Raw genomic sequence first — 22,569 nt, 5'->3', positions numbered from 1 at the left:
CATGAGCGATCTCAGGACGCCCGAAGTTGAAGATCTGCTGCACGTGTTCGCTGCGCTCGACGACGAAGACACCATTTTCGCCCTGTTGGAAGACCTGTTCACTATTCGAGAGATCAAGGATACCTCGCAACGATTGGCTGTGGCTCGACAGCTTGATGCGGGGAAGTCGTACGCGGCCATTGAAGAAGCTACCGGTGCGTCGGCCACGACCATCGCGCGCGTGTCGAAGTGCTTGAGTTACGGATCCGGCGGCTACGGTGCCGCTCTTGCTGCGCTTGGCGACACCTCGAAGCGCGGGTAGGGTTTTACGAGGACGGCTTTGCGGTCCAAGGGTTGCGGCCTGCAAGTTGAGTTCTGCTCGCAGTGCGCTCCTGTTGCCGCGGCGCCGATGCGTCCAATTCTGCCGTTGAGCTGTTGTCGATGCGCGGCGGCCGCAGAACGTGGCGCGAAATCGCGGGTCTGCGCTCCTTGCGCGGCTTGTCGGGCGCGGTTGTTTTGTGCGCTTGCATCAACGGTCCAGACCAGCAAAGTGCAGTACCCTCAACGATTGTCGAAGGCGCGTATCCAGAAGCGCAGACCCGCAATTCCGCGCCACGTTCCACGTCGTTTTCGGCATTGTCGCCGAAGGCCCGGACGGCTCGCGGGGCGAGTCCGACCGGGCCTTCGTGCGTTCTGGACGAAACCTTCTTGAGCAGCTGGTGTCGACCTCTATGCGCCGGTTGCCGTTGCGGGCGGCGCTACCGGGTCGCCGTATTCGTCGATAGTGCCGTTTGCGCGGCCTTCCAGGTACTTCTGACGCGCTGCGCCGCGACGAAACGTTACCGGCGCCTTGCCGCTGTTGAGCTGGTAGCAGTACCAGAATACGAATGGGATGCCGATGATGCCGTTGACCATGCCCCACCAGTACATGACTTCGGGGTTGAACCAGGAGGCGCTGTTCATGATGGTGGGGAACAAAAGCGGGAAGCAGCTGCGCAGCAAAAGGTGCGCGCCAAGCGTGTAAATACGCCCGGTGATGTAGAGCTCCGGCCTTCGCATGACGATGGGATACAGTTCGGCCGCTGCCAGGATGCAGCAGGTGGAAGCGAAGAACTCATGGCCCTCGGCGTACACGAAGCAGGCGTTCCAGGTGGTGTAGAGGAAGTTCCACATGGGTACGGTGTAGGACAGGATCTCGCCATGGCTGGAAGTGTCGTATTTCCAGAATTTGTCACCGAAGGGCATGGTAATGCACAGGATGAATCCAGCTAGGGCGTTCATCGTATTGCCCATCTGCACGTCGCGCAGCGTGGCTTCGGCAATGTTGCAGAACACGATTCCGTACAGCACCCATCGAACCCAGCGTTTGCGCATGAGCCGCCAGAAAGGAGTGTCTTTCTGCTCGACGGCGGCGATGCGTCCGAGCCCCGCGAAGATGAGCGGCAAAATGACGGACAGGTTTTTGGCCCAGCGGAACCAGTCGTCGCCCGGAATGTTGGCGATCCAAAGCGGAACGGTAATCAGAGAAATTACCCATACCCACATTGACGTGCGGTAATGTCGCCTCATGAACTCGGTGAGCAGCATGAGCAACACGGTGTAGACAACCATGGAGACGGGTGTGACCCAAACGGGCACGGTCATGGCGAATCCCCTTTCTGCCGAAACGACCTGGCCGTCTTTCGCGACGGCATTCGCGCTCTTTTCCCAGGTGGCGCGCTTGGCGCCAGTCTAGCATCGTCTGCGATTCGGCTTCTTTCACAAAAGGACCCCTTGTGTGAAAGACTTCCTTGAAAGCCCCTCGTATACTGCGGGGCGTATGGGTGGCGACGGAGGGGTTCGCCGCAAGAGAGTTTGCAAAGGGGCGATTCTCGTGGGCATTCTGTATCAAGCGGCCGATCCGCTGTACTGGGCCATTTGGCTGTTCATCCTGTTTGCGCTTATGGCGTTCAACGAGCTAGGCCGCACGTCGCTGTGGGCGGGCATTGCGCTGTTTGCCGTGGTGCCTATCGTTTTGACCGTGTTCGTGTGGCCGACTACGGCGGCGCCTGGCAACGAGTACGGTACGGGCACGTGGTTCAACTGGGTGAAAACGTACTCGGCGTTGGCCGGCTGCCTGGGATTCATCGCGCTGCGCTTCGTGAAGTGGCGCGGCAAGGACGGCAAGGTGCACCATCTGTACGAAAAGAAGTGGGCCTTGTGCTTCCCGCCTCTTATTCTGGCGATCAATATTGCCGAAGCGGTCATCCGCGATTTCCAGGTGTTCAGCTTCGGGCTATGGCAGGGCGGTATCGTCGAGAACCTGTGGACGATTTCGGGTCCGTGGAACATCATGAACGGCATTGCGGGCATTTTGAATATCGTTACCATTTGCGGTTGGTTCGGCATCTTCATCTCGAAGGACTCGTCTAAGGACATGATCTGGCCCGACATGATTTGGGCATGGATCATCGCGTACGATCTGTGGAACTTCGCCTACACGTACAACTGCATTTCCGACCACTCCGCCTACTGCGGCTTGGCGCTGCTGCTGGCATGCACGATTCCCACGTTCTTCATCAAGAAGGGCGCTTGGCTGCAGCATCGTGCTCAAACGCTGGGCTTGTGGATCATGTTCGTTATGACGGTGCCCCAGTTCGCCGATGTGTTGGCTCCAATTCCGACCACGCATAATCCGGCTGCGTTCTTCGCGGTGAGCTTGGTGGCGCTTGCGTCGAACGTGGCGCTTGCCGTCTACCAGTTCCGCAAGATTCGCCGCTGCAAGTTGAACCCGGTGAAGGACGAGCTGTACGCCGATACGAAGGCGTACCAGCGGGTCGCCCAGGAAAACCGTTAGCATGCGTCGGCGCGAGGGCGACTGCGCCCCGCGTCGGCAGCCGCTTGACGCGCAACGCATCTTCGCCATGACTGAACAGAGTCATCTTTCGTATAATGGACGCGCACAGGATCGCCCTGTGCGCGTCCATGCGCGTTTCGGCGCGAGGGGAGATGCAATGCGGTTGGGCACCCGACAGACCAGATACGAGCCGGCGCGGCGCGATTGCGGGCGTTCTTTGATCGAGCGCAAGCGACTCGATGGCCCGGCGGGGGATATCATGGCCGCGGCCCGTTCGCTGTTCGAGCGGCAAGGCGTGCGCGCGACTACCGTGAAGGACATTGCGGCAGAGGCGGGCGTCACGCGTGAACTGGTCTACTATTACTTCGAAAACAAGCAAGCCGTCATCGATGCGGTGCTGGACGACTACGTAGAAGACCTGGTGGAAAGCGTGGTCGTGTGGAACGAATCGCGCGCGTTCGGCGATACGCCCGGATCCCTTAAAACCTGCATCGCCACGTTTCGGCGCGCGCTGTACGACGCGGAGGGCAATCAGCGTCCGATGATTCGCGTGCTCGAAGAGCTGGGGATGCGCGACTCGTTCGACGTGCGCGCCGTGCGCGAAACGGTGGACTGCATTCACGATCACATCGTAGTGGAGTACGCGGAATACCACCATATTGAAATAGACCTGGTGTACGAGATGTTCTGCGTGGTCATATTCGGCTTGGTGGGCCTTGTCAAAATCAATCCCGACATATCCGACGAAGCTCTTATGAAGGTGGTTGAGCAGGCATTGCGCCTGGACATGGATCCAATTGCGGTATCATGAGCGAACGAAAGCCGATGAATCGTTCAGGGCGATAGGAGCCGCAATGACCACATTGTTCGTGAATGCCTGCATGAGGGGGCATGATTCCCGTACACTTACGTTGTGCCGCGAGTACCTTGCGCGGAAGCAGGACGTCGTCGAAGTTGACTTGGCGGCGCTCGCGTTGAAGCCTTTTGACGCCGATATGGTGGCGGATCGCGTGGAGAAGCAGACTGCGGGTGCGTGGGACGATCCGATATTCGCGCTGTCGCGCCAGTTCGCCGAGGCGGATGACATTGTAATTGGCGCGCCGTACTGGGACCTCTCGTTCCCGGCTTCGCTCAAGGTGTATCTGGAGCATGTCAGCGTGTGCGACAGCACGTTTCATTTTACCGAGGATGCGCGGTGCGAGGGCTTGTGCAAGGCGGCGACCCTCACGTACCTTACGACGTCCGGCGGCTTCGTGGGGGATGCGAACTTCGGATACGACTATCTGTGCGGCATTGCGCGCATGTTCGGAATACCGGAAACGCGTTTCGTGGCGGCGGAGGGCTTGGACATCGTGGGCATTGACGTTGAGGATCAGATGGACAAGGCGCGCGCTCAGATGGCGAAGCTCGGGTGAGTTGGCGGTAAGGCAGAGGAGGAATGCACGTGAGTCGCTTGCTGATTGTGGTGGACTATCAGGTTGACTTTGTAGATGGCGCGTTGGGCTTTGCGGGAGCGGAAAAGCTCGCGCAGCCTATTGCGAACAAGATTTCGGAGTACCGGAAACGGGGGGACGACGTTGTATTTACGTTCGATACGCACGGATCCGACTACCTGAGCACCCAGGAAGGGCGCAACCTTCCGGTTGAACACTGCATCGAGAATACGCCTGGTCACAAGCTGTACGGAGCGGTTGCTTCGGAACTGCTCGACTCTGACAAAGTGTTTTTCAAGCCCGTTTTCGGCTCGGTCGAGTTGTTCGATTGGTTGAGGTCGGCCCAGCGTGCAGCCGACGAAGCGGGAGCGCTGCCGTTCGAGGAGATCGAGCTGGTGGGGTTGGTGTCCAATATATGCGTGGTGGCCAATGCGGTGCTGGTGAAGACCGCATGTCCCGATGTGCCGGTTACGGTTGATGCCGCATGCACGGGTTCGTTCGACGTCCGCTTGAACGAGGCTGCCCTCGATACGATGGAAAGCCTGCAGATCAAGGTGGCAAATCGCTGATGGGCCACCTGAAATCCAAGCGATTCACGATTCTGAGCTGGTTGGCGGTTGCTGCTTGGGCGGTGTTCATCTTTTGCATGTCGGCGAACACGGGCAGCGATCTGAATCAAGGCACGGGACTCCTTTCGCACCTGTATCAGGCGTTGAAGGAGCTGCAGGCGCACATCTTGGGACCCGAGGCCGATGCCATCAACTCGATTGCGCATTTCTGCGAATACACCGTGTTCGGTGCGTTGTGGGCGAATGCGCTGCGTTGCCACATGCCCCTTCGACGTGCTTGCGCGCTGGCTGTTGCGTGCGGCAGTCTGTACGGCGTGACCGATGAGTTCCATCAGTTGTTCGTTCCTGGTCGCATGTGCGATCCCGTGGATTGGGCGGTTGACACCGCGGGTGCCGCGTTGGGCTCGGGGATTGCGTTCTTCCTGCTGAGCCGGCGCCTTGAGGGGCGGGTTCCGAACGACGCGCGGTAGCCTTTCCTGCTTGTTCCGCCGCAGAGATTGCGTGCCAGGTTGAGAAAACGATTTGGCTGAGGAATGCGAGGCGGCCGAAGACGCGCGCAGCCGCCCGGCGACGGCTGCGCGCGTCTTCGGCCGCCTTGTTTTGCGCATGGGGTTCGTAAAAGCTTGATGGCTGGCAGGTTCTTGCGGTTTGAGGTCGTCGAACGGGGCGCCGCTTCTCTCGTCGTCTGATTTGCATTCTGTTTTACCTGATCACGGCGTTGGGTCGCTGCGTGATGTCTTCGGGTGCGCGCGATTCGCCGGCTTCGACAACCTCAAACCGTCAAAACCTGCCACGGAAAGCGATTTTTCGTGCGCGCGCCTTCTTCGCATAGGAAACGCTGTCACCCATTTGATGAGACTGCCGCTTTGAGCGAGCGAGGCGCGTGGCAAAACGGCGTCTTCGATCCGTGCCGATTTTGGCGTAGCGGCAAAGTTCGGAAAAACTTTTGCATAGGAATTTGTAAAGTTCTGTGGTATCGTGTCAAAAAGTTAGCCTTAGATAACATATTACTACTAAGCTAATAATATATTTCGCATGCATGTAATGCAGGGGAAGCCCTTTGAAGCGGGCGGTTCGACACGAAAGGATATCCATGGAACATTCGATGAAGGCGGGCGTTGTCGCGCGAGGCTCCGCTGTTGCGCTGGCGTTTGCTTTGGCGGCGGGCGCAGTGCCGGCGCAGGCCATGGCTGTTGGCGCAGCGCCGATGCCGACTGCAGAGGCAGCGACGGGAAGCTCTGTCTCCTTGGACAAGGATAATCTTGCGAACGGAACTTATGCGGTTCCGGTGCGCATGCTGCAGGCTTCCAACTTGAGTTCGTCTCAGGGTTCGATTGCAAGCAGTGCGCTGGATCCGATTGGTTTGCTGACGGTGCGTCATGGGGCGTACACGCTCAGCCTCAATATGAGCGGGCAGGTTCTGGGTCAGTACTGCAACTACCTGGGATATTTCGGGTCGTATCGCGTGGATGGGAACGCGCTTGCCACCAACGGATCCGATGTTGCAGTTGTGGACTTTGGCGGCGAAGCCGGTAGGCCGTTCGTGGCGGATGTTCCTTTGGGCGAGGTTGCCAAGACTTCCGGTTACGTTGCGTTGCGACTTGGCGCGCAGGCCATGGGCGACAATCGCCAGACCGCTGCGGTCCTGATCGACTGGAGCGGCTTGACGGTTGACAGCCTTGACGGCGAGGGCCGACCCTTGGAGACCCTTGTCGATGAAGCCGCCGCCATCGCGCAGGGTGGCAAGAGCGACGAGGCGTATCGATCTTTGCAGGATGCTATCGCGCGCGCCCGTGCCGTTGTCGAAAAGGGCGCCGCTGCAACGCCGGAGGAGATCGTGGCTGCCGAAGCGGATTTAGCGTCGGCTATCGAGACGTTCAACGGCTCGCCTGATGCGGTCGACCCCGTTGTTCCGGAGGGTCCCGGAACCGAACAGCCTGCTCCGACGCCTGAAAAGCCGGATACCGACGCCTCGAACGGAAACGGGAACTCGACGACAACTCCCTCGCAGCCTCAGCAGCCGAGCGCCGCTTCCTCTCGCGCCGAATACGTTGCCGGGCATACGTATGCCGTGCCTATGAAGTTTTACAAGGCAAATTCCGGCGAGCTGTCGATGGCCGATCAGTATTTCGGCGACACCGCTTACGTGGTTCCTCGTTCCGATGGCATGTTCGAAGTGCGCTTCACGACGAACAGGTCGGACTACGTCGAAAAACTCTCGTACGGCGGATACGCGGCCTCGGTGGTGAGCGAAAACGGCGCAAGCCGTACGTACAGCGTGGTGATCGCAGCTTCGAAGGATACCGTGGTGCTGCCCATCACGATGACCATCAAGCCCATGCGCGAAATGGGCGGCGGCGACGTGTCTGCCGACCTGCATCTGTATTTGGGAGATGCAAAGGTGAAGGATTTGGGGTCGGGCGACGCAGGTGTTCCGACCAGCGGAAAGACCGGCAATAGTCCCGCTTCCGGCGGTGCGCAAGGTTCGTATCTGCCGAAGACCGGTGACGACGGCTTGTCTGTTGCCGCGGGAGCCGCTGCGGTTGCGGCGGGAGCGGTTGCGGTCGGCGCGGCAGCGCGACGCTTTTCGCTGCAGGGGCGAGGGGAAGGTCGTTGAACGTGCGGTCATCGTTCGCCGTGAAGTCCTCGCGCGCGTTTGTCGCCGTTGTTGCCCTGGCGTTCTCTGCTGCGCTTTCCGTTGGCGGTTCTCCTGCTCATGCGGTAGTTTCATCGGTTTCGACAGCTGCGGTTCATGCGAGCTACGCTAATCCCGACACCGGCGTGATCGAGGATTCGGGCGGGCAGGCAAGCGAGGCTTTGGGGACGTCGATGAGCCAAGGCATTACCGGATCCTCGGCGCTTGTCGAGAAAGATGCGGACGGAAGCGAGTTCGTGACCATCAGGCTTTCCCAAGCTGACCAGATCGGCGAGGTCAGCATTGCCTCCGACGTCGATCGTACGGGCGTTTATGCCGAGGACGTTGCGGCCGAGGTAATGCAGCGCGATGCCGAGCTCAATACGGCGGACTATCGTGCGCAGGTGGCATCGGCGCAGGCTACGTTGCGCATTTCGATGTACGTGCATCCCATGGGGCGCTCGGTGGTGTACTTCGTGCAGTTATCCGATGCGGCTCCCGGAAACTCGGAAGGTTTTGTCGAAAGCATCGTTGCTGGCCAAGGGTCCGAGCAGGGCCAAGCGCCGGACGGTGGAACGGCTCGGGGATCGAGCGAAGCGTTGGAGGGTTCTGCCGCTTCAACTGCCGTGTCCGGCGATTCCGCAGGCTCGGGCGTGAGGGAGTTCGACGGCGAGGGTCGCGAGGTGACGGGCTCTGCCGCCCCGATCTTCGCTTCTCCCCAGACGTATGCGATTGCCGCGGTTGCAGCTACGGCGGCAGTCGCGGCCGTGGCTGCGACGTACTACCTGGCGTACGGTCGCAAGCGCAAGGCGCGAAGCGATAACGCTGCCGCAGCGGCAGCGGGGCATGGCGGCAGCGCGCCGCCCGAGGCTTAGGGCTTCGTTGCATGAGCAGGAAGACGTTTGCCCGGGCTGGGCTTGCGGCGCTGTGCCTGGCTGTGCTGTGCGCCCTTTCCTCGTGCGTGGACCAGCATCCTGCGCGCGACGGCGGGGACGAGCGATCGGGAAAGCGCATCGTGGCCACTTCGCCGGCCGTTGCAAGCATGTGCGATCGGCTTGACCTTGACCTGGTGGGCGTTCCCGCTACGTCGCGCGCATTGCCGCAGCGATACGGCGATGCGGAGGTGGTAGGCCCTCCTATGGGACCCGACCTGGAGAAATTGTCGATGTTGCGGCCCGATTGCATCGTGGCGCCCGGATCGCTGCTGAACGACTTGCAGCCGAAGTTCGCTCAGATAGGAGCGCCTTCCATGTTCGTTGACCTGAACAGCGTGGAGGGCTTGCATCGCTCGATGGATTACCTGGGCATCGCTTTCGGGCGCGAAGCCGAGGCGCTGAAGGCGCGCGCTGAATACGAAGCGTTCATGACTGCGTATCGGCAGGGAATAGAAGGGCTTGTCCGCCCGCGCGTTCTGGTTCTCATGGGCGTTCCCGGGTCGTATTTGGTGGCGACGCCGCGAAGTTACGCGGGCAGCCTTGTGCAGCAGGCCGGTGGCGAAAACGTGTACGCAGATGCTGCGGACGCATTCGTTAACGTGAGCGTCGAGGACATGCTCGATCGCGACCCGGATGTCATTTTGCGTACGTCACATGCTCTTCCCGACCAGGTCATGGAGATGTTCGCTCAGGAGTTTTCCTCGAACGACACGTGGAAGCACTTCCGTGCCGTGCGTGCGGGGCGCGTCTACGACCTTTCGCATGAGCGATTCGGAATGAGCGCGACGTTTGCCTATCCGGAAGCGCTCGAAGAACTTAAGCCGCTGCTGTACGGCAACGGCGAAACCGTTTAGGACAAGGAGCTATGCGTAAAGCCAGAAATATCGCGGCATTCGCGCTTACGGTAGGTGGCGTGGCAGCGCTGTTCGCGTTCGCCGTCAATGCAGGCACGCTCAAGGTGCCTGTCGACGAGCTGCTTGCGGGCTTGTTTGTGGCCTACGACGATCGGGTTGCAACCATTTTCGACCTGCGCTTCCCCCGTATATTCATTGCGCTTGTGGCCGGCGCGTCCTTGGCTGTGTCGGGCGTGCTGCTGCAGGCGGCCGTGCTCAATCCTTTGGCGGATCCGGGCATTATCGGCGTCAATGCGGGCGCGTCGTTCGCTGCTATTTTGGTGACGGCGTTTGCGCCCTCGCTGTTCTTCTTCATGCCGATTGCCGCGTGCGCAGGGGGCCTTCTTGCGTTTGCGCTGGTGTACGCGTTGTCGTGGAAAGGGGGAGCGCTCGCGCCTGTGCGCATCATCTTGACCGGCATCGCGGTGAGCGCTCTGTTCGCCGGGCTGTCTTCTGCGTTCAGCACGGGATCGGGCGGGGTGTTGACGGGCGTTGCCAGCTTGGTTGATGCGAACATCTCGGCTAAAACGTGGCGCGATTTCTTCACGCTTGCGGGGTATGCGCTTGCCGGGTTGGTTCCGGCTCTGTTTGTTGCCAGGCGTTGCGATCTTTTGTCGCTGAGCGACGAGACGGCTGCTTCGCTTGGCGTGGACGTGACGAAAAACCGCCTGGTGGTTTCCGCTTTTGCCGTTTTGCTGGCATCGGTTGCCACGGCTATCGTGGGGCCGATCAGCTTTTTGGGTTTGGTGGTCCCGCATTGTGCGCGCATTTTGGTGGGGTCGGGACACCGGCTGCTTATTCCGTATTCCATGGTGCTCGGCGCGTTTTGTCTGCTGTTGGCCGACACCGTGGGACGAACCATTGCCGCACCGTACGAGATTAGCGCCGCTGTCGTCATGTCGGTAGTGGGCGGTCCCGCGTTCATTTTGCTGCTGAGAAGGGCGCGTGATACGTATGGCGGGTAACGCGTTCACCCTTGAGGGCGTTGGATTTTCGTACGGGTCGACCCGCGTGTTCAAGGGGCTGGATCTTGTCGTGCGCGAAGGGGCGGTGACCACGCTGCTCGGAGCGAACGGTTCCGGAAAGACAACGCTGTTCAACGTGATGACCAAGCGCCTCAAGCCGCAGGAAGGCCGGGTGTTCTTGCGCGCCGGAAACGTTGCGGACGTGCGTCCTGCGGACTTCGCCAAGTTGGTGTCGGTTGTGCATCAGCACAATATGGCTCCGGCTGACGCGGAGGTGCGAACTTTGGTCGGCTACGGGCGTTCTCCCTATCGAAAGCTGGGGGTGCGACGGTCTTTGCCCGATCGGGAGCAGGATGCTCGCATGATCGAGTGGGCTCTTGCTACCTGCGATTTGAAGGATGTCGAGCATCGCGTCATTTCGTCGCTTTCGGGTGGACAGCGCCAGCGCGTGTGGATGGCCATGGCGCTTGCCCAGGGGGCGAATGTGCTGCTGCTTGACGAGCCTACCACGTTTTTGGATGTGCGCTACCAGCTGGAAATACTCAAGTTGGTGCGCATGCTCAACGAAGAGCACGGCATGACCGTGGTCATGGTACTGCACGATATGAATCAAGCCATCGAGTACAGCGATGAGATCGTGGCCTTGGCGCACGGTCGGATTATTGCGCAGGGAGCGCCGCACGATGTGGTGACCCCCGGTTTTCTAAGCCAGGTGTACGGAGTTGACCTGGACGTGGTGCGCGTACGGGGCAAGCCGTACGTGTTAGCGGTATGAAAGCGGCTTTCTGCAAAAGGACAAGCTATACGAAAGAATCATGAGAAAGGAGCGAACGATATGACAAGTACGTTGCAACCGGTTCGCCGGGTATGCGCGGCTGCGTTGGCGCTTATGATAGCGCTGACGGGGTTGAGCATTACGCCGAGCGTGGCTCGAGCGGAGGGCGTCGCGCCGCCGCTCGATGCAGGGTCAAGCTATGCGGTTTCGGTTGACGTCCATGACGCCGGCAATCCTTCCGAGCCGTCGATGTCTGCCGGCATGTTGGCTAAAAACGCCGAGATCGACGTGGACGGTTCGGGTCGGGCGCGCATCACGCTGCACTTCGTGCCCGCCCAGATCATGGGCCTTGATGTGCATGCGAGCGACCTTGGCGTGTATGAAGAGGGTTCCCAGAGCAACTTCATCGAAGGGGTTTCGTTCAAGTTGGGCGAAGACAACTCCGCTATCTGCCAGTTCGTCTTGCCGTATGTGCCCAATGACGGCTTGTATCGCGTTGAGATGCGCTCTGACATCATGAACAGAGACGCGCTGCTGTACGTGAAATGGCCCACGTTGAAGAAGACGGGCGGCTTGGGCGATACGCTGACCGGTTTGGTGGAAAGCGCCAAAAAGTACTCCGCGAACGACTACACCGAGGATTCTTTCGGTAAGTTGAAGGCCGCGATTGCGGATGCGGATGCGGTTCTTGCCAATCCTGATTCGACGCCCGAACAATTCCAGGCGTCGATCGACGCCGTCAACAACGCTGTTCAGGGGCTGAACGCTGCGGCGAAAAGCCCCTTTGAAGCGGGCCGTACCTACTATGTTGACGTGACCGATCAGGACCCCACGGGAAGTCGAGCGCTTGACCTTGAAGCCCGGTTCGACGTTGACGAAGCCGGCACCATCAAGGCGACGCTGCGTTTCAACCCGTACTCTGATTTTCTAGGAGCCTATCAGGTGTCGGCGGCAACGCTTCTCGATCGCGAAGGGGAGGCCGCTGCGAACAATGCGATCGAGCAGCATGACGACGGCGGGGCAACCTGGACGTTCGATCTGCCTTACTTCGCAAGCACCGGTCTGTACAAGGCGAAGGTGACGGCAACTTCGGCCAGTCCCGACAAAATACATACCCTGGCATTCGACTGGAGCACGATTCGCACCACGGCAGACTTCCGCAAGCTTGCCGCGGCCATAGAGAAGGCCTCCGGTCTTGTCGCGCCGGCCTACACGGCGTCGAGCTTCGCCGTGCTTTCCGAGGCGCTTGCTCGAGCCAAGGACGTGGCTGCCGACACCTCTCACGCGCAGACGACGGTCAACGACGCGCTCGCGGCGTTGACCGAGGCGATGGATAAGCTTTCCATTGCGGAGAATGCGGGTAGCGGCAATACGGTTAACCTGGGTATTTCCGGATTCAACGCCCCGTTTTCGGACGAGAGCGCTCCGGGCAAGCCCTGGGCTGGCAGCCGTGTATACTTCGGCAAGGACGACCAAGGGAAGCCGATTTCCTGGAGGGTTCTGCAGACTTCCAAGGATGGGGTCCTGCTCAATTCGGAGCACACCGTTACCGGTCAGGCATGGAACACCGATATGTCCATTCCTGCCAGCGAGTTGTTCTGGAATACCGCCACGCTGCGTACGTACCTGAACGACGAGTGGTTCAACAAGACGTTTGACGCACTGTCCAAGGAAGCGGTGAAGACCACGGAAGTGAAGTCGTTGTCTTTGGCGGACGCATCGAAAGAGGTGGCGCCTGCCACGCAGGACAAGGTTTTCGCGCTTTCGATACAGGATTACCGGAACAAGGCTTACGGGTTCGTTTCCAATGAATCGCGTGCGGCGAAGGAGATATCGCTTTTGACTCGCACGACCGACGAAAGCGCGTCGTTCATGACGATGGTCTTGATTGTTCTGCCAGACGGAGACCTTGAAAGCGGCTTCAACACTATGATGCCCTATACCCCCAATCTGGGAGTTCAGCCCGGTATCACGCTTGATCCGAGCAAGGTTTTGTTGACTACGCCGGCGTCTGCGGCGGCTCCTTCGGGCATTCAGAAGCCTTTGGCCACCGAAGATAACGCTTGGAAACTCACGCTGATCAACGATGCTTGGAAGTTCGATGCGAGCAGCCCTCGCGTTGACGGCGAAAAGATCTCCGTAGAGTATGCGGCCAACGCCTCCCCTTCTGGTCGAATGTCGCGAAGCGCTGCCCTCGATCAGGATGATCGCGTAGTGTCCGCCCTTGTGGTGCGCGGCGGCGATTGGAGGACCGGTACCCCTGTCGGCTACGGCACCGTGGGCAAGGTTTCGGGCGAAAGCGGTTCGGTTTCATTTGAGCTGCCCGCCGATTTCAATAAAGAAACCGACAGGCTTTACCTGTTCGCAGAGCGAATTGGCGAAGGTGCCGAGAGCAATATCGCAACGATGCCCGTAGAAGTGAGCGTTCCCGATGCCGAGGAGCCTCCGGCTCCGGAGCCGAACGACCCCAGCACTCCGGGCGGGGACGCCCCGGGAAATTCCAACGCGTCTGACAAGCCTGTTCCATCGAATCCTGGAAATGCCGGGACGTCTGGGTCCTCGCCTGCGCCGTCTGGCGGCCAGGGCCAGGCCGCCGGGTCGACTGATGCGGCGAAGGTCGTTGCTGCAAAAACGGACAGCCGTGCAGCGGCGCAAGCTATTTCCAAGACAGGAGACGCTGTTTTTCCCGCTGCGGCATTTGCCGGCATTGCCGGTGCGGCGGCAGCGTTGTCGCTGATTGCGGTGCGCGCCTATCGTCGTAAGTTGGAGGGTTAGCAGCCGAAGCGTGCGATGTGCGTTTTTCCGTGATGCGTGCGGGCCTCGCCTGGTTTGAAAACCGAAGGCGAGGCCCGTGCTGGTTTGCTTGCGGCGTGCGAAGGCGCGAAGGCGCGTGGGCCGCTGGTGCGGGGCGTCTTCGTACTGGCGGCTACCGTCTGTGCGCGAAAGCTTCCAGCACCAACTGGACGCGGGTACCCAACGGGGTGGTGTTTTCTGCGAGGAATCGCGGGACGTCGGCGATGTCGAGCAGGAACGGCTCGATGAACTCGGCGGGTTCCGGTTGCGCGTCCGCCGCTTTCTCGACCTGGGCGAACACAACGTGCACGGTCTCGTCGGTTAGCCCCGTGGACGAGAAGCCGGCTTGCGGCAGCGGGTCGATTGCTTGAGCGCCCAGGTTGGTTCGCAGCGCGTACCCTGTTTCTTCGCGAAGCTCTCGATCGACGCATTCCGCCAGGCTTTCTCCCGGCTCCATGAGGCCGGCCGGAAACGCGATGCACCAACTGTTCAGCGGATAGCGAAATTCCCTGATCAGGAGCAGTTTTCCGTCGGGGGTTTGAGGCACGATGGATACGGCGTCGGGAGGAGTTGGGTTCCCGGCGGCATTTGCTTCGAGTGCGCGACGGTAGGCGTCTTCTCCTTTTCTGGATGCGCTTTCGTATTCGTACAGCGATCCGTCCGGCATGGTGTAGGTGAGCACGTACTTCTTGATCCATCCGTCTGCTACCTGTCGGATGTCTTTGAGGCGGGGCGCGGTTGCGGTCACGGGGTCTCCTTAGGCGATTGTTGCATTTTGTATAGTGTAGCAATGAGGCGAGAGGGCGGAGTCATCGACTCCGCCCTCTCGCCTCATTCGTAGAGCAGGGCAGCTTTGGGGCCGCCCTGCTCGTTTCTTTTGCTGCCGTCCGCGTTTTCAGTGCGGTCCGATGCTGTGCTAGCCTTCGATCGAGATGGTCTTCTTCTCCTCGATCTTGGGCTGCTCTTGCTTCTTGGGCACGGCGATCTTCAGCACGCCGTCTTCGAATTTAGCCTTGATGTCGTCTTCTTCGATATCGTCTCCCACGTAGAAGGTGCGGCTGCATTTTCCGCTGAAGCGCTCCTTGCGCACGTACGTGCCCTTTTCATCCTTGTCCTCGGATTCGGATTGCGTTTGCGCGGTGATGCTAAGGTAGCCGTCCTTGAGCTCTGCCTGCACGTCTTCCTTCTTGAAGCCCGGAAGGTCGATGGTCAGCTGGTATGCCTCGTCGGTTTCCTTGATGTCGGTGCGCATGAGGGCGGGCGACATCTTCTGCATTGCCTGCATTGGCGCGGCTGCCGTGTTGAGGAATGCGTCAAAGGGGTCGGTCATCAGCTCGCTGAGAAGGTTGCGGTTCCTGCGCATGGGTACCATCATTGCCATGTTCATCATCTCCATTTCGTGCGGCTTGCGTGCACGTCATGCAGGTACGTCGTCGCATGGGCGTGACTCAAGCCTCGGTTGCGTCGTTTGTTTGTACGATTCATTTATAGTACGCGTTTTAGCACTCGTCAAGCGAGAGTGCTAAAACGTAACATTCTCGTTGACCTTAGGGGGTTTGCAGCATGCCTTTGCGGTTTTGACGCTTCGCTGAAGGAGGGGCTTGCTCTTGGCAGATGGCCTATACTGGTGCGCATTCGAGGAAAGGATGCGCACATGACGGTAATTGGCCTTATATCCGACACTCACGGGAATCTGTCCGATGATGCGCTGGCGGCTATGGCCGACGTTGACCACATCATTCATGCGGGAGACATCGGCAGCCCTGATATCTTGCGTGCTCTGGAGGCGCTTGCCCCCACAACGGCAGTATTGGGGAACAACGATTTCGATGAGTACGGATCGCGCGTGGGTCGGTTCGCGCATCCGGTTATCGACGGCGTACGTTTTCTGGTCGCGCATTACCCGCGCGATGTTCGCATAGGGTTCAACGGGTGCGCGGGGCTTGCTGCGGGCGATCCCATTCCGCAGGTGTGCGTTCACGGGCACACGCACGTTCCGGAATTGCTGACCGGCGCAGACGCTCGTCCCGCGGAGTATTTTCTGTGTCCGGGAGCTGCATTTCGCCCGCGCGGCGGGTTTCCTCGTTGCACGGGGCGGATGGAGGTTGAGAACGGGCGCGTGTTGCGTGTGCGCATCATGTCGTTGAGCGGCGACGTGATCATGAGCGCAGGGGAGCGGGCGTGAGCGACGGGCGCTTTCCGCCGGTGAAGGAGCGGGACGTTCGGCGAGCTGCGCGGCGCATGGCGAAGCGGCTGGGAAAGAGTCCGGCGGGCAGGATCGCAAGCGGTTTGCTGCTGCTTGCGCTGGCGGTTGCCGCATGGGCGGGGCCGCAGCTTGCTTCGTCGGGAGGGGGTTCGCCTGACGGGTCGGGTGCGCGTCCGACTGCGTCTGCCGGGTTGGAGGCCGCGCATGTAACGGAAGATGCGCGCCGCGCTGCCGAGCAGGACGCGAAGCGCTCGACCGACGTTCAGCGTGCGAACGCGGATCCTGCTGCGTTCGACCAGGTGACGGTCCGGCACGTTGTGGACGGCGATACGCTGGCGGTGCTTTTTGCCGATGGCGAGCGAGCGTCGGTGAGGCTTATCGGCATAGACACGCCCGAAAGCGTGGCGCCGCAAAAGGAGCGTAATCGCGAAGAGGGCGTATGGGCGTCCGACCATATGAAGGGGCTTGTGGGCGAGGGCGACACGTTGTGGCTGCAGTACGATACCAGCCAGGTTGACAAGTACGGTCGTCCGCTTGCCTACGTGTGGCGAACCCTGCCCGCCAGTGCCGCCGAGGCCGACGATCCCGCTGTCATCGCGCAGTACATGTTGAATGCCATTCAGGTGATCGACGGCTACGGTCAGCCGAAAACTTATCGTCCCGACACGTATCACGACGGCTTGTTCGCCCAGTGGGGGATCGAGGCCGCCGCGGAAGGGCGCGGGGTGACGTACTTGTGGGCGTAGCGCTGCGAGGTCGCCGACGTCATCGTACGCGCGTCGTCGTGCGCACACTGCTGCAAGCACATTGTCGCCCGAAACGTACGGTTTTCGCGGCAAAACCGTACGTTTCGGGCGACAATGCGTTCTTCGTTGTGCGCGGGGCTTACCCTTAGCAGATGATGGCGAGCTCTCCGGTTTCCGAATCCATCACGCAGCCCGTGACGCGCACGTGCGGAGGCATGACGGGATGCGCGCGCACCATGTCGACGCTCTTCCGTACGGCCTCCTCAGTATCTCCGAAGCCGGCGAGCCAGTGGTCGAAGTCGATACCGCAATGGCGTGCGAAATCGATGCGCTCAGAGGATACCCCGAGCCGTTTCATGTTCTCCACCATGCTCGCGCCGCTCATGTGTTGCGCTCCGCAGTTCGTGTGCGCAACCACCATGACGTCTTCCACGCCCAGCTCGCATACGGCTATCAAGAGCGATCGCATCACGCTGCCGAACGGGTGGGAAACTTCGCCTCCTGCTACCTTGATGATCTTCGCGTCGCCGTTTTTCAGGCCGAGCGCAGCGGCCAGCAGCTCGGTCAGGCGCGTATCCATACACGAGACGATCGCGAGCTTTTTGTCAGGGTATTTGTCGGTGACGTAGCGCTCGAATTCGCGCTGCTCGACGAACGAGCGGTTGTGAGCGAGGATGTCCTCGACGGTGGAGGATGCGGTAATGCATTGACGTTGGTTCATGGTGCCCTCTCTTGTTTGAAGGGTAGTATGATAGCGCAACGACGGGCGTTTGCCGGGCTTTCGCGTTGTCCGTGTTGTTGGTCGAACGGCATGAAACAATGCGAAACGACCGCCCGATGGGGCGGCCGTTTCTTGCGCAGGTGAAAAAGTTAGCTTAGAACGCCTTGAAGGAAGCCTTCGGGCAGAAGCAGATGGGGCACTTCTCAAAATCCTCGCCCTTGTGGATATAACCGCAGATGGGGCACAGATAGAAAGCGTCGTCGTCGGCAGCGTCGAGGTCGTTGTATGCGGCCAGGTAACGCTCGGCATGCACGGACTCAGCCAGCTTGGCGCGCGTGAACACCTGCACGGCCTTGGCGTTGCCCTCTTCCTGAGCCTTCTTGATGAATGCCGGATACATGTCGGAGGTCTCGAAGATCTCGCCCTGCGCGCCGGAGATCAGGTTCAGGTCGGTCTGAGCGCCGGAGCAATCAGGAGCTGCGGGCTTCTCGTAGCCGGGCTCCATGTCGGCGACCAAGGCGTACTCCAGGCCGATGTGGATTTGCTCGGCGGCTGCGGTTGCCTCGAACAGACGCGCGATCTGGTCGTACCCCTGTTCCTTGGCAGCCTTGGCGAAAGCGGTGTACTTCGCGGAGGCGCCGGTCTCGCCGCCGATGGCAGCCTTCAGGTTGTCGAGGGTGGAGCCAACTTCGCACGTGCCGAAGCCGTTCATGTTCGTGGAATTCTCAGCGGTGGGGATTTGCGCGCGCACTTTCATGGATGCATGCTCCTTCTCGTCTTAGTTCGTCTTCTCATCTTAATGAGAACAAATCTCATTAACTGAAATACTACCCTGAACGCCAGGTGCATGCAAGAGGATAACCGAAACGGATGACAAGGCTTCGCACAAAGTTCATACGGCTCTAATATTGCGAACAGATGTACCCTTATGGTATACTACCGCCAAGAACCAAGCGCTTGGTAAGGAGAAGGATATGAACGTTGCGGTTTTGGAGAAGCCTCAAGCTATCAAAATATCGAGCAAGCGGCAGATCACCATCCCGGCGAAAATATACGAAAAGGCTGGCTTTGGGGATTACGCCTTGTGCACTTGGACCGACAAAGGGATGTTCCTTCAGCCGCTTGAGGTGGAAGACGAAGACGTGACGGTTGATATCCTGCGCCATTTGATCTCGGAAGGCTACGAGGGCGAGGAGCTGATCGAGCAATACTGCTCTTTGAAAAAGAAAGTGGTCTCGGTGAGGGAAAGGGTTGAGGAGGCTGAGCGCGATATCGAGGAGGGGCGCTATATGACGTACGAAGATATGCGCGCTGGGATTCGGAATGAATACGGATTTTAGTATTTGCGTAGCAGATGCATTCGATGATGATCTTCGAGATGTCCTGTCGTACCTGATGGTTGATTGCGGTTCGCCGAATGCTGCTGAACGTATGGTGCGTGCCGTGGATCGCGCAAAGGAACTTTTAGCATGTAGTCCGTTTATAAACGCTGTTTCCAGCAGACCTCGTTGGCTCGGTCGTTCCTATAGGGAGCACTACGTTCTCAAGTACGTCATCGTGTATCGCATAGACGGCGAGGTGGTTTGGTTCTTGCGGCTCTTTCATCAGGCGCGACTGTACGAACGGTTCGTGACGGAATGGGGTGGTTCGGAGTAAGGGGCGAGGAGCGGAGCGCGGGCGCGGCGCGAGGGCTGCGGCAGGGGGACGAAAGGCCGCGGTGCATGCCCTTGTTCTGCCCCTTCGCCGCGCTGCGTTCCGCATAAAAAAGCGAGCGACCTGTTTGGGCCGCTCGCTCGAAAAGGCGGTGCGAAGCGTTAGCGTTCGTGGGCGAGGGCTGTCGTACTACTCGCTTCTTAGCGCTTCCACGGGGTCTTTGCGGCTTGCGGCGCTCGAGGGGATGAGGCCGGCCAGGAACGTGAGGAACACGCTGATGGCAACCAGGATAACGGCGGCTTGCCACGGCAGCGACGCTACGTCGGCTACGTTGAACAGGGAATACACGATCGCGTTGACGGGGATGCAGGCAAGCGCGGTGGTGCCGATGCCGATAAGCCCGGCCGTGAAGCCCACGATGATGGTCTCGGCGTTGAACACGCGGCTGATATCGCCCTTGCTCGCGCCTATGGAGCGCAGGATGCCGATTTCCTTTTTGCGTTCGAGAACCGAAATGTAGGTGATGACGCCGATCATGATGGACGATACCACAAGCGAAATGGCCACGAACGCCACCAGCACGTAGCTGATCATGTTCACGATGTCGGTAACCGAGGACATGAGCGTTCCTACGAAATCGGTGTACGTGATCACCTTGTCGTCCTGGCCTTCGGTGGTCATGCGATCGTTGTAGGCGTCCAGAATCTCGATGACCTTTTCTTTGCTTTCGAAATCGACAGGATAGATGTCGATAGCGCCTGGTTTGTTGAGGTCGGCGTAGCCCAGTTTCTTGAGGTTGTTGTCATACGAGGCGTCTTCGCTGCTCATGAGCGACATCATAAGCTCGCCCAATTCCTCTTCGCTCATGTTCATCTGGAACGCGTCTTTGAACTTGTCGGGATCGATGGACATGGCGGAGGCCATGTTGGCGGCCATCTGGTTCATCGATTGCTGCAGCGCGGCGGTGACCTGCGTTTGCAGCTCGGTTGCCATGGCTCCCATGTACGTGGTCATAGTCGTTTGCATATAGCCTTGCAGGGCGGTGGCGATTTGAGCTTGCAGGTCGCTTTCCGTCGCAATGCCCGCTGCGGATGCGACGATGATGGCTTGGGCTTCGGGCGTCGCCATGTAATCGGAGAAGCTCTTGTTGAACGCGTCGGGATCGCTAGGGTCGATCGGATGGGTGAGCAGGTACTTTTTGTATCCGGCCATGACGTTATCGACGATGTCGCGGGTTTGCTCGGGCGTGACCTCGAACTTGATCTTCCCGGCGATCTCGTCCATGTTCGGCTCGGGGACCGCTGGCATGTTCTGAAGCCCGGACGACAGGTTGAGCGCATTGGACATGTCGACCGAGAGTTTGCTTTGGTCGATGGTGAATGCCGCTTGCAGGGCGTCGCCGTTAATGGTGAACAGCGAATCCATGGCGAAGCCGCCGTCGTTTTCATCCTCTTCGCCGAAGGGCTTTCCAGTGAACACGTTGGTGCCGGGGTTTGCCAACTGGTCTTTCACGATGGTGCTGTTGGCTGCCTGCTCGATCACGTGGTTGGTGAGGGACGCGGGGTAGTTGATGCCCGAACTGAGCATAGTGGCGGTTGCGTCTTCGCGCGGCTGGACAATGCCTACGATTTTGACGTCCTCGCCTTTCGACGCCAGATCCAGCATGTAGTTGGTGTCATCGGTTTTATCCTTCCAGACGCCGAACTCGTTGTCGCGGACGTAATAATCGGTGGCGTTCACCAGTTTGAACGACACGTCGAGAATTTGATCGTAGGAGGGCTGTTCGATGTCGGTAGGAGCCGTTATCTCTTCTTCTGCGGCAAACTTCTTCACGATGTCGTCAAGTTCGGCCGAGTCGCGAAGGCCCATGGTGTACAGCATGAGGTCGCTGATGGCTCCGTTCCCCGTTAGCACGAGTACGACCTCGTTGTAGTTGCTGGGCCATCTGCCCGCTTTCACGTCGTATTGGCTTTCGTACAGGTCGGGATCGCTGGGCATTTCGTAGAACGTGTCGGTGCTCATGGACATGGACATGAGGCTGTTCGAGCTGGTGGTCGAGCCCAGCCCCAGCGCCGAGAACGATTTGTCCGGGTTCACCTGGCGGAGCTTTTCGGTGTTCGAGCTGTATATCTGCGGCGCGACGTTGTACGTGTACTCGATTGCGTTCGTGTACTGATCGATATCGCTTTCGCCGCTGTCGAAGTACGCCTTGAGCGACGCCAGGTCGTTCGATCCAATGCTTGAAACCATGTTGGTGATCATTTCAGCCACGCGGACAGTGTCTTCTCCGTCGCTTTCTGCGGCTCCCTGACCTGCTGAAACGTCACTCTCAACGCCGGCGGCTCCCAGCATCATCGACGTCATGTCGAATCCGGTGCTTTGGATTTGCAGCGGGTATTCGGACAAGGTTTCTTCTTCGACGTTCTTAATGTAGTTGTTCACGCCGTTGGCAAGCGAAAGGATGGCCGCAATGCCGATGATGCCGATCGACCCCGCAAACGCCGTCATGAGCGTGCGACCCTTTTTCGTCATGAGGTTCTTGAACGACAGTGCAAGTGCGGTCAGGAACGACATGTTCGTTCGGCGTACGGGCTTGTCGCTGACGCGTAGATCCTCCGAACTGGGGTCGAAGGGATCGGTGTCCGCGCGGATAACGCCGTCGGCAAGGGTGACGATGCGGGTAGCGTACTCTTCGGCCAGCTCGGGGTTGTGCGTGACCATGACCACAAGGCGGTCGTTCGCGATTTCAGTCAGCAGGTCCATGATCTGCACCGACGTTTTCGAATCGAGCGCGCCGGTAGGCTCGTCGGCAAGAAGAATTTCGGGGTCGTTGATGAGTGCGCGCGCGATGGCGACGCGCTGCATCTGGCCGCCGGACAGTTGGCTGGGCTTTTTGTTGACGTGATCTCCCAGTCCTACTTTGCGCAGCGCTTCGACCGCCCGATCATGGCGTTCTGCGCGAGAAACGCCTGATAGCGTAAGCGCCAATTCCACGTTGGCAAGCACCGTTTGATGCGGGATCAGATTGTAGCTTTGGAACACGAAGCCGATGCGGTTGTTGCGATAGGCGTCCCAATCGCGGTCTTTGTACTGCTCGGTGGATATGCCGTCGATGATAAGGTTGCCGGAGTCGTAGTGATCCAGGCCGCCCACAATGTTCAGCAGGGTTGTTTTGCCCGAGCCGGAAGGACCCAGAATGGCGACGAACTCGTTATCGCGAAAGGACACCGATACGTTGTCGAGGGCGGTTTGGGTGAAATCGGCTGTAGTGTAGGACTTGCAGATGTTCAGAAGTTGCAGCATGGGGCGCCTTTCAATGCGCGACTCGTTGCCGGGTGCACGGCGCGCAATGTGCGTTTGCAATTAGTTTAGTTTCTATAGTAAATTTTCTCGCTTCGAATAAACCGCGAATTCCCAATCTCCACCGAGT

The 22,569-nt window shown here is 59.4% G+C and carries 22 protein-coding genes; 16 read left to right on the top strand and 6 right to left on the bottom strand.

Translation table 11 applies throughout. From position 1 onward, the window contains the following. Position 1: 1 nt before the first annotated feature. Positions 2-301 carry a YerC/YecD family TrpR-related protein gene (locus tag LQE90_RS06610; protein ID WP_114566148.1) on the top strand — a complete coding sequence of 100 codons (300 nt, stop codon included), beginning with the start codon at positions 2-4 and terminating at the stop codon, positions 299-301. 407 nt (positions 302-708) lie between these two features. On the opposite strand, the gene LQE90_RS06605 is transcribed toward LQE90_RS06610, so the two are convergent. Beyond that, entirely contained in the window at positions 709-1,623 is a 915-nt protein-coding gene (locus LQE90_RS06605; RefSeq protein ID WP_114566149.1) for a hypothetical protein, read from the bottom strand. A 229-nt stretch (positions 1,624-1,852) separates the two neighbouring features. On the opposite strand from LQE90_RS06605, the gene LQE90_RS06600 reads away from it, so the two are divergent. The 11 genes from LQE90_RS06600 to LQE90_RS06550 all read left to right on the top strand — a co-directional run bounded on the left by LQE90_RS06600 (position 1,853) and on the right by LQE90_RS06550 (position 13,795). After that, the gene (locus LQE90_RS06600) at positions 1,853-2,815 is read left to right on the top strand and encodes a DUF5692 family protein (protein ID WP_114566150.1); all 963 of its coding nucleotides are present in this window, start codon (positions 1,853-1,855) and stop codon (positions 2,813-2,815) included. A gap of 259 nt (positions 2,816-3,074) precedes the next feature. Further along, positions 3,075-3,626, top strand: coding sequence for a TetR/AcrR family transcriptional regulator (locus LQE90_RS06595; RefSeq protein WP_225749810.1), 552 nt, complete (start codon positions 3,075-3,077; stop codon positions 3,624-3,626). Positions 3,627-3,669: 43 nt separating this feature from the next. Beyond that, on the top strand, positions 3,670-4,230 hold the full coding sequence (locus LQE90_RS06590; protein WP_216529999.1) for an NAD(P)H-dependent oxidoreductase: 561 nt from the start codon (positions 3,670-3,672) through the stop codon (positions 4,228-4,230). 23 nt (positions 4,231-4,253) lie between these two features. Further along, on the top strand, positions 4,254-4,817 hold the full coding sequence (locus LQE90_RS06585) for a cysteine hydrolase family protein (protein ID WP_231088233.1): 564 nt from the start codon (positions 4,254-4,256) through the stop codon (positions 4,815-4,817). Next, on the top strand, positions 4,817-5,287 hold the full coding sequence (locus LQE90_RS06580) for a VanZ family protein (protein ID WP_216529997.1): 471 nt from the start codon (positions 4,817-4,819) through the stop codon (positions 5,285-5,287). The genes LQE90_RS06585 and LQE90_RS06580 overlap by 1 nt, the downstream gene beginning before the upstream one ends. 623 nt (positions 5,288-5,910) lie before the next feature. Further along, positions 5,911-7,434, top strand: coding sequence for an NEAT domain-containing protein (locus LQE90_RS06575; RefSeq protein ID WP_216528699.1), 1,524 nt, complete (start codon positions 5,911-5,913; stop codon positions 7,432-7,434). A gap of 2 nt (positions 7,435-7,436) precedes the next feature. Further along, complete coding sequence (locus LQE90_RS06570; RefSeq protein WP_231088235.1) at positions 7,437-8,327, top strand: heme-binding Shp domain-containing protein; 891 nt, start codon at positions 7,437-7,439, stop codon at positions 8,325-8,327. Positions 8,328-8,338: 11 nt separating this feature from the next. Then, positions 8,339-9,241 (top strand): heme ABC transporter substrate-binding protein IsdE, encoded by a 903-nt coding sequence (gene isdE / locus LQE90_RS06565; RefSeq protein WP_123190987.1) that lies wholly within the window; start codon positions 8,339-8,341, stop codon positions 9,239-9,241. A gap of 11 nt (positions 9,242-9,252) precedes the next feature. After that, complete coding sequence (locus tag LQE90_RS06560) at positions 9,253-10,245, top strand: FecCD family ABC transporter permease (protein ID WP_216528701.1); 993 nt, start codon at positions 9,253-9,255, stop codon at positions 10,243-10,245. After that, positions 10,235-11,020 carry an ABC transporter ATP-binding protein gene (locus LQE90_RS06555; RefSeq protein ID WP_216528702.1) on the top strand — a complete coding sequence of 262 codons (786 nt, stop codon included), beginning with the start codon at positions 10,235-10,237 and terminating at the stop codon, positions 11,018-11,020. Before LQE90_RS06560 ends, LQE90_RS06555 begins: the two co-directional genes overlap by 11 nt. A 60-nt stretch (positions 11,021-11,080) precedes the next feature. Then, positions 11,081-13,795, top strand: a complete 2,715-nt coding sequence (locus LQE90_RS06550; protein ID WP_216528703.1) for a DUF6273 domain-containing protein — start codon at positions 11,081-11,083, stop codon at positions 13,793-13,795. 151 nt (positions 13,796-13,946) lie between these two features. Here LQE90_RS06550 and LQE90_RS06545 read toward each other — a convergent pair whose 3' ends face one another. Both LQE90_RS06545 and LQE90_RS06540 read right to left on the bottom strand, forming a co-directional pair. Next, positions 13,947-14,561, bottom strand: coding sequence for an NUDIX hydrolase (locus tag LQE90_RS06545; RefSeq protein WP_216528704.1), 615 nt, complete (start codon positions 14,559-14,561; stop codon positions 13,947-13,949). Between the two features lie 168 nt (positions 14,562-14,729). Beyond that, complete coding sequence (locus tag LQE90_RS06540) at positions 14,730-15,194, bottom strand: Hsp20/alpha crystallin family protein (RefSeq protein ID WP_114566288.1); 465 nt, start codon at positions 15,192-15,194, stop codon at positions 14,730-14,732. A 273-nt stretch (positions 15,195-15,467) separates the two neighbouring features. Between LQE90_RS06540 and LQE90_RS06535 the strand changes: the two genes are divergently transcribed. Then, the gene (locus LQE90_RS06535) at positions 15,468-15,998 is read left to right on the top strand and encodes a metallophosphoesterase family protein (RefSeq protein ID WP_114566161.1); all 531 of its coding nucleotides are present in this window, start codon (positions 15,468-15,470) and stop codon (positions 15,996-15,998) included. Continuing rightward, entirely contained in the window at positions 15,995-16,765 is a 771-nt protein-coding gene (locus LQE90_RS06530) for a thermonuclease family protein (RefSeq protein ID WP_216528705.1), read from the top strand. The genes LQE90_RS06535 and LQE90_RS06530 overlap by 4 nt, the downstream gene beginning before the upstream one ends. Positions 16,766-16,910: 145 nt before the next feature. On the opposite strand, the gene LQE90_RS06525 is transcribed toward LQE90_RS06530, so the two are convergent. Next, positions 16,911-17,486 (bottom strand): beta-class carbonic anhydrase, encoded by a 576-nt coding sequence (locus LQE90_RS06525; RefSeq protein ID WP_114566163.1) that lies wholly within the window; start codon positions 17,484-17,486, stop codon positions 16,911-16,913. Between the two features lie 154 nt (positions 17,487-17,640). After that, positions 17,641-18,243 carry a nigerythrin gene (gene ngr, locus LQE90_RS06520; RefSeq protein ID WP_114566164.1) on the bottom strand — a complete coding sequence of 201 codons (603 nt, stop codon included), beginning with the start codon at positions 18,241-18,243 and terminating at the stop codon, positions 17,641-17,643. Between the two features lie 217 nt (positions 18,244-18,460). Between ngr and LQE90_RS06515 the strand changes: the two genes are divergently transcribed. Together LQE90_RS06515 and LQE90_RS12515 are read left to right on the top strand one after the other, a co-directional pair. Then, the gene (locus tag LQE90_RS06515) at positions 18,461-18,826 is read left to right on the top strand and encodes a delta-aminolevulinic acid dehydratase (RefSeq protein WP_114566165.1); all 366 of its coding nucleotides are present in this window, start codon (positions 18,461-18,463) and stop codon (positions 18,824-18,826) included. Beyond that, positions 18,810-19,142 carry a type II toxin-antitoxin system RelE/ParE family toxin gene (locus tag LQE90_RS12515; RefSeq protein ID WP_216528706.1) on the top strand — a complete coding sequence of 111 codons (333 nt, stop codon included), beginning with the start codon at positions 18,810-18,812 and terminating at the stop codon, positions 19,140-19,142. Before LQE90_RS06515 ends, LQE90_RS12515 begins: the two co-directional genes overlap by 17 nt. A gap of 186 nt (positions 19,143-19,328) precedes the next feature. Here the strand turns inward: LQE90_RS12515 and LQE90_RS06510 are convergent, their stop codons facing one another. Continuing rightward, positions 19,329-22,442, bottom strand: coding sequence for an ABC transporter ATP-binding protein/permease (locus LQE90_RS06510; RefSeq protein WP_216528707.1), 3,114 nt, complete (start codon positions 22,440-22,442; stop codon positions 19,329-19,331). Positions 22,443-22,569: the final 127 nt, after the last annotated feature.

The organism is Paraeggerthella hominis, assembly GCF_021044775.1.
GTDB lineage: Bacteria > Actinomycetota > Coriobacteriia > Coriobacteriales > Eggerthellaceae > Paraeggerthella > Paraeggerthella hominis.
This window is presented reverse-complemented; position numbering and strand designations above follow the sequence as displayed.